Origin of the sequence: Nonomuraea sp. B10E15 (assembly GCF_039871615.1) — a bacterium.
GTDB lineage: Bacteria > Actinomycetota > Actinomycetes > Streptosporangiales > Streptosporangiaceae > Nonomuraea.
Genome location: NZ_JBDPMB010000006.1, coordinates 149,243 through 162,522 on the forward strand (window position 1 = coordinate 149,243; position 13,280 = coordinate 162,522).

Here is a 13,280-nt window from a genome sequence, read left to right on the forward strand (position 1 = left end):
AATCGCCCTGAGAGTTCGGAGGTTCGCACGATATCTGCCGGGCCGGGCGGTCCGGTTTACTCGGTGCCATGCGTCCCAAGGCGGAACTCCACCTGCACATCGAGGGCACCCTTGAGCCCGAGCTCGTCGTCGAGCTGGCCAGGCGTAACCGGATCGAGCTGCCGGCCTTCGACGTGGAGGCCGTCCGCGCCCGCAACGACTTCGCCGGCCTGCGCTCGTTCCTGGACGTCTACTACGACAACCTGGCGGTCCTGCGTACCGAGGAGGACTTCCACGACCTGGCCGCCGCCTACCTGCGGCGGGCCGCCGGGCAGGGCGTGCGGCACGCGGAGATCTTCTTCGACCCGCAGGCGCACACGAGCCGGGGCGTGCCGCTGGAGGCGGTGTTCGGCGGGTTGTCGGCGGCCCTGCACGGCAGCGACGTGTCGGCCGCGCTGATCCTCTGCTTCCTTCGTGACCGGGGCGCGGAGGAGGCGGAGCAGGTGCTGCGGGCGGCGCTGCCGTTCCGCGAGCACTTCATCGGGGTGGGGCTGGACTCGGCGGAGGTGGGATATCCGCCGTCGTTGTTCCGGCGGGTCTTCGACATGGCCGCCGCCGAAGGCCTGCACCGGGTGGCGCACGCGGGCGAGGAGGGCGGGCCCGACTACGTGTGGGAGGCGCTCGACGTGCTGGGGGTGGAGCGGGTGGACCACGGCATCAGGGCGATGGAGGATCCGCAGCTCGTGGCCAGGCTGAGGGAGGAGCGGATCCCGCTGACCGTGTGCCCTCTGTCGAACGTGCGGCTGCGGGTGGTGCCGTCCCTGCGCGACCACATCCTGCCCGCGATGCTGGACGAAGGGCTGGTCGTGACGGTCAACTCCGACGATCCCGCCTACTTCGGCGGCTACGTCGAGGACAACTACGAAGCGTTGCGCCGGGAGCTGGGAATGACCGGCGAGCAGCTCGACCAGATCGCCGTCAACTCCTTCGCCGCGGCCTTCGCGTACGAGCCCCGGCACGGTGAAGGGGCCCACCCCGCAGGATGGGCCCCTCGTCATCACTCACCAGCTGAGATATGACCTAGCCGATGTTGCACTCCCTGTGCTCGTGGCTGAGCACGTGGTTCAGGACGTTGTCGAGGCCGATGCCGGCCAGCAGACCCTGGGCGTTCTGGTGGTTGTCGACCTCCTTGCCGATGGTGCCGTCACCACACACGAGGATGATCCTCACGTCCTTGCCGCGGTGGTCGTGGTCGTCGTACGTCGCCGCGAGCGCGGAGCCGCCGGACATGAGCAGCCCTCCGACGAGCCCGGCCAGGATGAGCCCCGATTTGTACATGTCGTATCCCCTTTGGTACGTAATGACTACTCTCTGTAGCTACCGGGAGGTGTTTGCCCTGCCCCGCTCGCTGACAAACTCCCCGATCTTGTTCTTGACCTGCGCGAAAGCAGCACCTGGCAAAGCCGTGCCGGAGATCGTTTCACTTGACGATCAGGTGTGCTCCACGGGGACGGCCTTGCCATTCGAGGCCGGGCACGGCGCAAGGGCCATCCCGCAGGACGGGCCCCCGGTTGCGCACCCGCGGCCGGGCACGACGCAGGGGTCCGCCCGATCGGGCGGACCCCTGGTGCTCATCAGCCGGAGAAGCGACTTCAGCCGATGTTGCACTCCCTGTGCTCGTGGCTGAGAATGTGGTTCAGGGAGTTGCCGACGGCGATACCGAGCAGGCCACTGGCGTTCTGGTGGTTGTCGACACGCTGACCGACGTTTCCGTCACCGCAGACGAGGATGATCCTCACGTCGCCGTCGCGGCCGTCGTTGTTGAACGTCGCAGCGGACGCGGCGCCGCCGGACATGAGCAGCCCTCCGACGAGCCCGGCCAGGATGAGGCCTGATTTGTACATTTTATCTCCTCTGGTACCTATTGACTACTCTCCGTAGCTACCGGGGTGAGAAATGCCCTGCCCCTCCCTTCGACAAACTCCGGCGTTTCGGTCTTGACCTGCGCGAAAGCAGCGCCTGGCATAGCCGTGCCGATGAACGTCCGGCTTGACCGTCAGGTGTGCTCCCGGGAGGAGCGGGCGAAGATCACATGACCGTTCCGCGACCATGGCGCGCGCCCCTCCTGTGGCCCCAGACTGGTGCCTGTCACGGGAGGCAATCATGACCGCAAGCACCGGATCGTCCGGAACCGCGACCGGCGGACGGCGCACCGAACTCGACGCCATGCGCGCTCTCGTGGTCGTCGGGCTGGTGTTCTTCCACGCGTCGCTGGTCTTCGACTCGCGCGACGACTTCTACGTCAAGAACGCCGAGACGACCGACATCACGTTCATCATCGCGGCGCTCTGCGTGATCTGGGCGATGCCGCTGCTCTTCCTCATCGCCGGGCTGGGAGCGTGGCACTCCCTGCGCCGCCGGGGGCCCGGCGGGTTCGCCGTGGAACGATTAGCGCGGCTGGGCGTGCCGCTGCTGTTCGCCCTGGTCACGATGTTGCCGGTGCCTCAGTGGTTGCGGCTGCGGGCCGATCCGGGCTATCACGAGTCCTATCTGGAGTTCCTGCCGAAGTTCTTCGCCGTGCGGCCGGATCCGGGCGACTTCCCGTTCGTCGTGGAGGGGGCGTACTTCGAGACCGGGCACCTGTGGTTCGTGGTGCTGCTGCTGACCTTCTCGCTCGTGCTCGCGCCGCTGGTGCGGTGGGTGCCGCGTGGCTGGGCGCTGCGCTCGCGCGACCGCCTGGTCGCGCTCTCCCAGCCGCGGGGCGCGATCCTGCTGCCCGGCCTGCCGATCGCGGCGATCTGCGCGGTCGCCGGTCTCGAGGAGGCGTTCGGCGGCTGGGACCGCTGGGCGTACCTGGTGTTCTTCCTGTACGGCTTCCTCCTCGTGACCGATCCCGCCTTCCGCGCGGCGATGCGGCGCAACCAGCGGATCGCGGCCGTCGCGGGCGCCGTACTGATGCTGGTGGGGGTGCCGGGCTTCATCGTCGCGGGCGACGCCCCCGGCGCGGACGCGTTCACGGACCTGACCCCGCTCGCGGTCGCGATGCGCACGTTGTACGGGCTGGCCGGATGGTGCTGGCTGGTCGCGATCCTCGGCGCCCTCGACCGCCCGCGCCCCGCCTCGGCGCCGGCCAGGCCGCCGAACCGGCTCGCGGCCTCCGTGTCCGCCTACCTGGCGCCCGCCGTGCTGCCGCTCTACATCCTGCACCAGCCGGTCGTCGTGGCCGTGGCCTTCTTCGTGGCCGGCTGGCAGGCGCCGATCCTGGTCGAGTACGCGGTGATCGTGGCACTGTCGCTGGTGCTGACGGTGGCCGTCTACGACGTGCTGGTGCGCAGGACGCGGGTGACGAGGTTCCTGTTCGGGATGCGGGAGCCTACGGGACGGTGAGCACGACCGGGCCGTCGCCGGTGATGGCGACCGTGTGCTCGACGTGCACGCTCCTGCTGCCGTCGGCCGAGCACAACGACCACCCGTCGTCGGCCACGTAGTAGCCGTCGCCGCCGCCGGCCATCAGGCTCGGCTCGATCGCGATGACCAGGCCGGGCCGCAGGCGCAGGCCGCGGCCCCTGCGTGCCTCGTTGGGCACGAACGGCGACTCGTGCATGGCCCGCCCGATGCCGTGGCCGCCGAAGTCGTTCTGCATGCCGTAGCCGGCGCCGCGCCCGACCGTGGACATGGCGTGCCCGATGTCGCCCATCCTGCCGCCGGGCAGGGCCGCTTCGATGCCCGCGGCCAGCGTCTCCTCGGCGACCTTGATCAGTTTGAGGTCTTCCTCGCGGGCGTGGCCGACGGTGAAGCTGACGGTGCCGTCGGCGTGCCAGCCGTCGACGTACGCACCGCAGTCGACGCTGATCAGGTCGCCGTCCCGCAGTTGGTACGCTGTCGGCAGGCCGTGCAGCATCACCCCGTTGACCGAGGTGCAGATCACACCCGGATAGGGCATCGCGCCGAAGGACGGGTGATAGCCGAGGAACGACGCCCCCGCGCGGGCCTCCTCGATGACGGTCCTGGCCACCTCGTCGAGCTGCTTCAGCGTCACCCCGATGCCGGCCCGCTCCCGCACCGCCGCCTGGACGGCGGCGACGACCTTTCCCGCCTCCCGCATCGCGGCTATCTCTCCGGCCGACTTGAGCTCGATCACGGCGCCTCCTCGCTCGATAACTATACCGGTATTATTATCACAGCCGCGCGCGGCGTGAAGGGCGCTCAGCCGGTGATCTCCGGCGTGCCCCCGTTCGAGGCGGCCGGGGGTCATTGTCAGGGGCTGACCGAGCCTCAGCCGTGCACGAAGGTGCCGCGCGGGGCAAGCACGCGCCGACAGGCAGATAACGAACGGTTCGCAATATTGCCGGGGATAAGGTGCTATTTCTGCGCGCTGCGGGTGAAATCTTCTTTTACGCCGACGCAGGCGATCAGCACATCGGGTACAGGCCGACAGGGGCGGGTGGCGGCAGCGGATCGGCGGGATCGGGCCGGTCGGCGCGGAAGGCCTGCAACAGGTACGCGACATGCCGCCGGGACGCGGCCAGCCTTCCCTCCGGGGAGCCGGTCGCCAGGCCACCGTTGGCCATGAGCAGCAGCGTCAGATCCGACCGGTCGAAGTCGGCACGCAACCGCCCGGCCGCCTTGGCGCGGCGTACCAGCTCGGCGAAGCCCCGTTCGGCGTGCGCACGCACGTCCTCGACGCCCTCCTCGGAGGAGAACCGCGCCAGCAGCGCCACGGTGAAACCGCGTTCGACCACCTGCATGGCGGTCAGCCTCTCGATGAGCGTGCGGAATCCCCGCCACGGATCGGGATCGGCCAGCGCATCGTCGATGACCGAGGCGCACACGCTCAGCTCGTCGGCGAACACCTCCGCGATCAGCGACTCGCGCGTCGGGAAGCGGCGGTAGAGGGTGGCGACGCCGACTCCGGCACGGCGGGCGATCGCGGCCATCGGCACGTCGAGACCGCGGGCGGCGAACGCCTCGCGCGCGGCTTCGAGGATGCGGTTGCGGTTGTGCAGCGCGTCGGCGCGGAGCCCGGCCGTGGTCGTGCCCGCCGCGGCAGGCCGCATCCGAGAGGAGGCAGCAGGCATGTCTCTCACATTAGCCCAGAGCGGACCGGCTGCTCCGTTTCCCGCCTAGCCTCACGGGCATGCGGACAGCGACAGAGATGCGTGCGGCCCTCTTCGACCGGTACGGCCCGCCGGAGGTGCTCCACGAGGGCACGGGGCCCGCCCCCGGCGAGGTGGCCGCCCTGGGCTCCCCCATGTCCGGGCTGAAGGTCGGCGACCGGGTCTGGGGCGGTCTGCCCAGAACGTTCGGCGCCGCCGCCGAGTTCGTCGTCGTACGCCCCCGGCACCTGGCCTTCGCCCCGGACGGGCTGGACCTCGTACGGGCGGCCGCCCTGCCGGGCGTGGGCACGACCGCGATCACCGCGCTGCGGGACAAGGCCCGGCTCACGCCGGGCGAGCGGCTGCTGGTGCGCGGCGGGAGCGGCGGTGTCGGCCACGTCGCCGTCCAGCTCGGACGCGCGTACGGCGCGCACGTCACCGCGCTCGCCGGGAGCCGGAATCTCGGCTTCGTCCGGGACCTCGGCGCCGACGAGGCCTTCGACTACGCCACCACCGCGCCGGGCGACCTCGGCAGGTTCGACGTCGTGCTGGACACGGTCGGCACCGGCATGGGCGCCTACCGGCGGCTGCTCGCTCCGGGAGGGCGCATGGTGGGGATCGCGTTCGACGTGGGCAACCCGGCGGCGTCGATCTCGTACGTGCTCGCCTCGGCGGTGTTCGGTCCGCGGCGGGTGCGCTTCTTCAGCGGCGAGCCCGTCCATGACCTGCTGGCCGAGCTGGCCAGGCTGGTCGAGGACGGGGCGATCCAGCCCGTCGTCGACACGGTCTATCCGCTCGCCCGCATCGCCGAGGCGCACCGCGCTCTGGAGGCGGGAGGCGTACGCGGAAAGCTGGTCGTGGAGATCGGGTAGCCGCGCCGGACCGCCCAGGACGGTGCTCACGACGCGCCGGGACCGGCGGGCGGGCCTGTGCACCCGCCCGCCGGTCCCGGTGGAATCTCAGGCCTTCAGCCAGCTCATCATCGGGCGGAGCTTGGCGCCGGTCTTCTCGATCGGGTTGTCGGCCAGCTCCTCGCGCTTGCGGTGGAACTCCTTCTGGCCGCCGTCGAACTCCTCGACGAGCTGCCGGGTGAAGGTGCCGTCCTGGACCTCGGCCAGAATCTGGCGCATCGCCTGGCGGGACTCCTCGCCGATGACGCGCGGGCCGCGGGTGTAGCCGCCGTACTCGGCGGTGTCGGACACCGACCAGTACATCTTCGACAGGCCGCCTTCGTACATGAGGTCGACGATCAGCTTCATCTCGTGCAGGCACTCGAAGTAGGCGACCTCGGGCTGGTAGCCGGCCTCGATGAGCGTCTCGAAGCCCGCCTTGATCAGCTCGGAGACGCCGCCGCACAACACGACCTGCTCGCCGAACAGGTCGGTCTCGGTCTCCTCCTTGAACGTCGTGCGCAGCGCGCCGGCGCGCGTGCCGCCGATGCCCTTCGCGTACGACAGCGCCAGGTCGAGCGCCTTGCCCGAGGCGTCCTTCTCCACGGCCACGAGGACCGGCACGCCGCGGCCGGCCTCGAACTGGCGGCGCACGAGGTGGCCAGGGCCCTTGGGCGCGACCATGCACACGTCGACGCCCTCTGGGGCCTCGATGAGGCCGTAGCGGATGTTCAGGCCGTGCCCGAAGAACAGCGCGTCGCCCTCGACGAGGTTGGGCGCCACGTGGTCGGCGTAGAGACTGCGCTGGATGTGGTCGGGAGCCAGGATCATGGTGAGGTTGGCCTCTTCGACCGCCTCGGACGGCGTGACGACGCGAAGGCCGTCGTTCTCCGCCTTCTCGCGGCTCTTGGAGCCCTCCGGCAGGCCGACGCGCACGTCGACGCCGGAGTCACGCAGGGAGAGCGCGTGGGCGTGGCCCTGGCTGCCGTACCCCAGCACGGCCACGTGGCGCCCCTGGATGATCGACAGGTCGGCCTGGTCGTCGTAGTAGATCTCGGTCACTTGCTCAAAACCTTTCAGGCGGTACGGTCCAGTGCCCTGAGGGACCGGTCGGTGATGGAACGGGCGCCGCGGCCGATGGCCACCATGCCCGACTGTACGAGTTCTTTGATGCCGAACGGCTCGAGGACCTTCACGAACGCCTCGAGCTTGTCGGTGGTGCCGGTGACCTCGATGGTCACGGCGTCGGCCGCCACGTCGATGCAGCGGGCCCGGAAGAGCTGGACGAGCTCCAGCACGTGGGAGCGGCTGTCGGCGTCGGCCCGCACCTTGATCAGCATCAGCTCGCGCTGCACGGATTGCGACGTGTCGAGCTCGACGATCTTGAGCACGTTCACCAGCTTGTTGAGCTGCTTGGTGACCTGCTCGAGAGGCAGCTCCTCGACGCTGACCACGATCGTCATCCGCGAGATGTCGTCGTGCTCGGTCGGGCCGACCGCCAGCGAGTCGATGTTGAACCCCCGGCGGCTGAACAGCGCCGACACCCGCGCGAGCACGCCCGGCTTGTTCTCGACAAGCACGGAGAGCGTGTGTCTAGTCATCCTCGTTCTCCCACTTCGGCGCCATGTCACGGGCGATCTTGATGTCGTCGTTGCTGGTGCCCGCCGCGACCATGGGCCAGACCATGGCGTCCTGGTGGACGACGAAGTCGACCACGACGGGAACGTCGTTGATCTCCATGGCCTTCTCGATCGTCGCGTCGACGTCTTCTGGACGCTCGCAACGCAGGCCCACACAACCATAGGCCTCGGCCAGCTTGACGAAATCCGGGATGCGGCGCGTCGTCTGCAGGTTGGTGTTGGAGTAACGCTCGTCGTAGAAGAGCGTCTGCCACTGGCGGACCATGCCGAGGTTACCGTTGTTGATGACGGCGATCTTGACCGGCACGCCCTCGATGGCGCAGGTGGCGAGTTCCTGGTTGGTCATCTGGAAGCAACCGTCGCCGTCGATGGCCCACACCGTGGCGTCGGGGCGGCCCATCTTCGCGCCCATCGCGGCCGGCACGGCGAAGCCCATGGTGCCCAGCCCGCCGGAGTTGATGAACGTGCCGGGCTTCTCGTAGCCGATGAACTGCGAGGCCCACATCTGGTGCTGCCCCACGCCTGCCACGTAGTAAGCCTCGGGGCCGGCGATGGCGCCCAGCCGCTCCATCACGTACTGGGGCGCCAGCGAGCCGTCCTCCCACGTGTCGTAGCCCAGCGGGTAGGTCGCTTTGTAGCCGTTGAGCGCCGTCCACCAGTCGGTGTAGTCGCCGCGCTCGCCCGAGGCCTGGATCGTGCTGACGAGGTCGCTGATGACCTCCTTGCAGTCGCCCACGATCGGGACGTCGGCGTGGCGGTTCTTCGAGATCTCCGCCGGGTCGATGTCGGCGTGCACGATCTTCGCGCGCGGCGCGAACGACGACAGCTGGCCGGTCACCCGGTCGTCGAAGCGCACGCCCAGGCCGACGATCAGGTCGGACTGCTGCAGCGCGCCGACGGCCGAGACGCTGCCGTGCATCCCCGGCATCCCCATGTGCTGGGGGTGGCTGTCGGGGAAGGTGCCCCTGGCCATCAGGGTGGTGACGACCGGGATGCCGGTCAGCTCGGCCAGCTCCAGCAGCTCGGCGGACGCGCCCGCCTTGTGCACGCCGCCGCCGACGTACAGGACCGGGCGCCTGGCCTCGGCGATCAGCTTGGCGGCCTCGCGGATCTGCTTGGAGTGGGGCCTGGTCACGGGGCGGTAGCCGGGCAGTTGCATGACCGGCGGCCAGGAGAAGGTGGTCTCCGCCTGCAGCGCGTCCTTCGAGATGTCGACGAGCACGGGCCCCGGACGGCCGGTCGAGGCGATGTGGAAGGCCTCCATGATCGTACGCGGGATGTCCGCGGGATCGGTGATCAGGAAGTTGTGCTTCGTGATCGGCATGGTAATGCCAGAAATGTCGGCTTCCTGGAAGGCGTCGGTGCCGATGGATCCGCTCGCCACCTGACCGGTGATCGCCACGATCGGCACGGAGTCCATGTACGCGTCGGCGATCGGGGTCACCAGGTTGGTGGCGCCGGGGCCGCTGGTCGCCATGCACACCCCGACCCGGCCCGTCGCCTGCGCGTAGCCCTCGGCGGCGTGGCCCGCGCCCTGCTCGTGGCGTACGAGGACGTGCCGGACCTTGGTCGAGTCGTAGAGAGGATCGTAGGCCGGCAGAATGGCGCCGCCTGGGATCCCGAACACTGTGTCGACGTCCATGTGCTCCAGCGCCCTCACCAGGGACTGCGCACCTGTCATGCGTTCGGTCATCGGCTCGTTCCTTGCGTGGCTACTCGCTTAAGGACATAAAAAAGGCCCCGTCCCACCATGGAGGTGGGCCTGGGGCGGCGCGCAGGTCGTCGTGCTTCGCTATCGGCCTGCGCGCCGGCGAAGTACTACGAGAATCTCACTGCGAAGCATGGCTTACACGATAGCCGCTCCGAACGCCCCAGTGTCAACTTGGTGGACACATGTCTCAAACGGTGAGACTCGTCCGCATCAGGGAGTCGACCCCGCGGGCCGCCATGGGCCTGGCCACCAGGAAGCCCTGCCCCCGGGTGCAACCCATCTGCTTGAGCAGCTCCAGCTGCTCGGGACGCTCGATGCCCTCGGCCACCACGATGAGCCCGAGGTCGTGGCCGAGCCGCACGATCGTGCGCGTGAGCAGCGACAGCGTGTCGTCCTTGCCGAGGCCCGACACGAACGACGGGTCGATCTTGATCATGTCGACCGGGAGTTGCCGCAGGAACGCCAGCGAGGCGTAGCCGGTGCCGAAGTCGTCGATGGCCAGGCGCACGCCGAGCGCGCGCAGCTCGGACAGCCGCTTGATGGTCTCCTCGGCGTCTTCGACCAGCATCTCCTCGATCACCTCGAGGGTGAGCGCGGAGGCGGGCAGCCCGCTCTCGGCCAGCGCCTCCTCCACGGTCTCGACGAACCGGGGCGCGGTGATCTGGCGGGCCGACAGGTTGAGCGACAGGCCGATGTCCCAGGACTCGGCCCGCCAGGCGGCCACCTCGCGGCACGCCTCGCGCAGGATCCACTCGCCCAGCGGCACGATCAGCCCGGTGTCCTCGGCCGGGCCGAGGAACTGCTCGGGGGGCACGAACACCGACCCGCGCCACCACCGCACCAGTGCCTCGACCGCGGTCACCCGCGACGTGGCGAGGTCGACCACCGGCTGGTACTCGATCGCGAACTGCTGCTCGATCAGGGCCCGCTGCAGGTCGGCGGCCAGCTCCAGGCGGCGCACGACGTCGGCGTGCATCTGCGCGGCGAACACCTCGACCCGCCGCCCGCCGAGCTCCTTGGCGCGTGCCATGGCGACGTCGGCGTTGCGGATGAGGTCGCCCGCGGGCATGTCGTCCTCGGTGAAGGCCACGCCCACGCTGGCGGTCAGGGCCACGTCGCGGTCGGCGACGCGGAACGGCTCCTGCGAGACCGCGCGGACGAGCCGCTCGGCCAGGTCGACCGCGAGCTGCGCCTCACCGCCCGTCTCCACCAGCACCGCGAACTCGTCTCCGCCCCACCTGGCCAGCGTGTCGTCGGCCCGGACGGCACCGCGCAGCCGCCTGGCCGCCTGGCCGAGGAGGTAGTCGCCGCTGGCGTGGCCGACGGAGTCGTTGACCGAGGTGAACCCGTCGAGGTCGAGGAAGATGACCGCGGTGTTGGCCCCTCCGGTGCCCGGCGTGCGGCCGGAGAGCACCTCACGGGTGCGCTCCTCGAAGTAGGCGCGGTTGGGCAGCCCGGTGATGCCGTCGTGGAAGGTCAGGTGGGCGACCTGGTTGCGCAGGGCCTCCTCGTCGCTGACGTCTCTGGTGGTCACCAGCATCAGCTCGTCGCCGCGGACGTGGCGGGTGGCCACCGACTCGGTGGGGCGCCAGGTGCCGTCGGCGGCCCGCACCCGGCACGCGATCAGGCAGGCGCCCGGCGAGGCGCCCTCCTCGTCGAGGTGCATGGCCCGCATCGCGACCTGGATGCCGGGCACGTCCTCCGGGTGGATGTAGTCGAAGATCGACCCGCCCACCAGCTGGTCGGGGCGGTAGCCGTAGGTGGCCTCGACCCCGGCGCCGATCTCGCGCACCACGCCCTCGTAGTCGCACAGGAACACCACGTCGCCGGTGCTCTCCGCCAGCTCCCTGAGCTGCCGCTCGCCGAGCTTGACCAGACCGCGCAGGCGCAGGTTGGTCGCCGACACCACGAACAGGCGCACGAGCAGGAGCAGCACGACGGAGACCGCGACCACCACGACGCCGGTGACCACCGGCCCTTTCGGCCCTCCCGCCAGGTGCGCGAGCAGCGTGCAGGCCGCGATCGCGACCATCGCCAGCGGCACCACCCCGATCACGCCGGCCACGGCGGGCCCGCCCGCCTGCCTGCCGGGCGGACCCCACGGGACGGCGGCCAGGAGCAGGAACGCGACCGGCGCGAGCATGACGCTCCAGAGCGGCGCGTCGCCTCCGTCGAGCCGCGCCACCGCGACCGCCAGGCCCGCCACGGTCATGGTGGCGAGCACGCCGACGCCGGCCAGCCCGAGCAGCCATGAGGTGGCCTTGCTGGTGAGCACGGACGGGATGACGGCGAACGTGACCAGCAGCGCGATCATCGGTGGCAACATCACGAACGTGAAGGCGGCGGGGTCGGCCGCGTTGGCGTAGACGTGGCGCAGCGCCACCACCCAGCCGATCAGGAAGAGCGAGGCGGCGCACAGGTAAGCATCGGTGACCTGCCGTAAAACGGCTCGCGCCGGGAACTTGCGGTCGGCGGCGATCAGCGCGCCACCGGCCGTGACACCGGCGCCGAGCAGCACGAACATGTCGGCGAAGCTGACCACGAAGCTCTCGGCGAAGGGACGCAGCGCCACACCGGCGGCCCAGATGACGGCGCCGCCGCCCATCCAGCGCGCGCCCATCGCCATGGGGCGATGCGCGGCCGACTTCACCGAGGCGATCAGCAGGGTGGTGGCGGCGGCCAGCGCCGCGAGCCCTCCCGCGACCGCGCCGGTGAGCAAGGGCTGACCGCCCGCGAGTAGCGCGGCGGCGAACGCCACCGCGCCGACCGCCGCCGCCGCGGTCAGCGGCACCCGTGGATCACGCCAGCGGATCACAGTCGTTGCCCATCCCGTCTCGTCCTCTGTGCCCATGACCCGCCGAAGCCCGGCGGACCACTTCGCCAGTGTGTGCGGTTGTGGGTGCGCGGGTGGTGACAACGCCGATGTCGTCACCGATCTGATAACCACACGGACCGATTGCTGCCAATAGCGCCTTGACAGTGAGTCAGGAACTCCCTGCAAACGTAACGCTACGCACCGAAGGTCACGGACCAGCCACGTTCCGGGATCCTCTCAGTACGTGTCGGTTATGACATTGATCAGCTGCTCACCTGCGAGATAACGCTCCAACTGGGCCCGGATGAGGCGGAGCACGCGCCGCTCGGACGCGGGGGTGCTGCCCGCGACGTGCGGGGTGATCAGCACGCCCGGAGCGCTCCAGAGGGGATGTCCCTCCGGCAGCGGCTCCGGCGCCGTCACGTCCAGCGCGGCACGCAGCCTGCCGGTCTTCAGCTCGGCGACCAGGGCGTCGGTGTCGACGATCCCGCCCCGGGCGGCGTTGACGAGCACGGCGCCGTCCTTCATGCGGGCCAGGAACGCGGCGTCCACCATGCCGGCCGTGTCGGGCGTGGCGGGCACGAGGAGCACGACGACGTCCGCCGCCGGCAGCAGCGCGGGCAGGTCGGCCATGCCGTGCACGCCGTCGCGGGCGGTCCTGGCCACGCGTACGACCTCGACCTCGAACCCGGCGAGCCGCCGCTCCAGCGCCGCACCGATGGAGCCGTAGCCGACGATCAACACGGTGGAGTCGGCGAGGACGCCGGTGTGGTGGTAGGTCCACTCTCCCCTGCGCTGCGCGTCCACGAACCCGGGAAACTCACGCACCACCGCCACCATCGCCCCGACCGCCCACTCCGCGGTGCCCGCGTCGTGCACGCCGCGCGCGTTGCACAGCGTCACGCCCTCGGGGATGTGCGGGCGGTACGGCTCCACCCCCGCGGTCACGGTCTGCACGAGCCGCAACGAGCTCATCCGCGCGATCGTCCCCCGCACGTCGGGCACGGTGACCAGCGGCGGGATCCAGACCTCCACCTCCTCGACGCCTTCCGGCATCGAGGAGGTGCTGTTGTACACGGCGCATTCGACCCCGGACAGGTCAGAAAGAGCATCAGCCGCCGAATCGGAGGGAACCCAGGTCTTCATGCG

Annotated in this window: 12 protein-coding genes; 3 read left to right on the forward strand and 9 right to left on the reverse strand. The window is 70.1% G+C overall.

Going from position 1 to position 13,280, the window contains the following annotated elements:
- Positions 1 to 68 precede the first annotated feature (68 nt).
- Complete coding sequence (locus ABGB14_RS20455) at positions 69 to 1,058, forward strand: adenosine deaminase (RefSeq protein WP_347645375.1); 990 nt, start codon at positions 69 to 71, stop codon at positions 1,056 to 1,058.
- Between the two features lies 1 nt (position 1,059).
- Here ABGB14_RS20455 and ABGB14_RS20460 read toward each other — a convergent pair whose 3' ends face one another.
- Together ABGB14_RS20460 and ABGB14_RS20465 are read right to left on the reverse strand one after the other, a co-directional pair.
- The gene (locus ABGB14_RS20460) at positions 1,060 to 1,317 is read right to left on the reverse strand and encodes a hypothetical protein (RefSeq protein ID WP_347645377.1); all 258 of its coding nucleotides are present in this window, start codon (positions 1,315 to 1,317) and stop codon (positions 1,060 to 1,062) included.
- A 314-nt stretch (positions 1,318 to 1,631) separates the two neighbouring features.
- Entirely contained in the window at positions 1,632 to 1,883 is a 252-nt protein-coding gene (locus ABGB14_RS20465; protein ID WP_347645379.1) for a hypothetical protein, read from the reverse strand.
- 259 nt (positions 1,884 to 2,142) lie between these two features.
- On the opposite strand from ABGB14_RS20465, the gene ABGB14_RS20470 reads away from it, so the two are divergent.
- A complete protein-coding gene (locus ABGB14_RS20470) occupies positions 2,143 to 3,366 on the forward strand; it encodes an acyltransferase family protein (protein ID WP_347645381.1) in 1,224 nt (407 codons plus the stop codon).
- Here ABGB14_RS20470 and map read toward each other — a convergent pair.
- A complete protein-coding gene (gene map / locus ABGB14_RS20475) occupies positions 3,353 to 4,120 on the reverse strand; it encodes a type I methionyl aminopeptidase (protein ID WP_347645383.1) in 768 nt (255 codons plus the stop codon). The two genes, ABGB14_RS20470 and map, sit on opposite strands and share 14 nt — an antisense overlap.
- A gap of 271 nt (positions 4,121 to 4,391) precedes the next feature.
- The gene (locus ABGB14_RS20480) at positions 4,392 to 5,057 is read right to left on the reverse strand and encodes a TetR family transcriptional regulator (RefSeq protein ID WP_347645384.1); all 666 of its coding nucleotides are present in this window, start codon (positions 5,055 to 5,057) and stop codon (positions 4,392 to 4,394) included.
- 77 nt (positions 5,058 to 5,134) lie between these two features.
- Between ABGB14_RS20480 and ABGB14_RS20485 the strand changes: the two genes are divergently transcribed.
- A complete protein-coding gene (locus ABGB14_RS20485; RefSeq protein ID WP_347645543.1) occupies positions 5,135 to 5,947 on the forward strand; it encodes an NAD(P)-dependent alcohol dehydrogenase in 813 nt (270 codons plus the stop codon).
- A gap of 87 nt (positions 5,948 to 6,034) precedes the next feature.
- On the opposite strand, the gene ilvC is transcribed toward ABGB14_RS20485, so the two are convergent.
- The 5 genes from ilvC to ABGB14_RS20510 all read right to left on the reverse strand — a co-directional run bounded on the left by ilvC (position 6,035) and on the right by ABGB14_RS20510 (position 13,277).
- Positions 6,035 to 7,018, reverse strand: coding sequence for a ketol-acid reductoisomerase (gene ilvC / locus ABGB14_RS20490; protein WP_347645544.1), 984 nt, complete (start codon positions 7,016 to 7,018; stop codon positions 6,035 to 6,037).
- Between the two features lie 23 nt (positions 7,019 to 7,041).
- Entirely contained in the window at positions 7,042 to 7,566 is a 525-nt protein-coding gene (ilvN, locus tag ABGB14_RS20495; RefSeq protein ID WP_347645385.1) for an acetolactate synthase small subunit, read from the reverse strand.
- Positions 7,559 to 9,298, reverse strand: a complete 1,740-nt coding sequence (locus ABGB14_RS20500) for an acetolactate synthase large subunit (RefSeq protein ID WP_347645386.1) — start codon at positions 9,296 to 9,298, stop codon at positions 7,559 to 7,561. The genes ilvN and ABGB14_RS20500 overlap by 8 nt, the downstream gene beginning before the upstream one ends.
- 205 nt (positions 9,299 to 9,503) lie before the next feature.
- Positions 9,504 to 12,131: an EAL domain-containing protein gene (locus tag ABGB14_RS20505; RefSeq protein ID WP_347645388.1), complete on the reverse strand. Its 2,628-nt coding sequence runs from the start codon at positions 12,129 to 12,131 to the stop codon at positions 9,504 to 9,506.
- A 237-nt stretch (positions 12,132 to 12,368) separates the two neighbouring features.
- Positions 12,369 to 13,277 carry a 2-hydroxyacid dehydrogenase gene (locus ABGB14_RS20510; RefSeq protein WP_347645389.1) on the reverse strand — a complete coding sequence of 303 codons (909 nt, stop codon included), beginning with the start codon at positions 13,275 to 13,277 and terminating at the stop codon, positions 12,369 to 12,371.
- Positions 13,278 to 13,280: the final 3 nt, after the last annotated feature.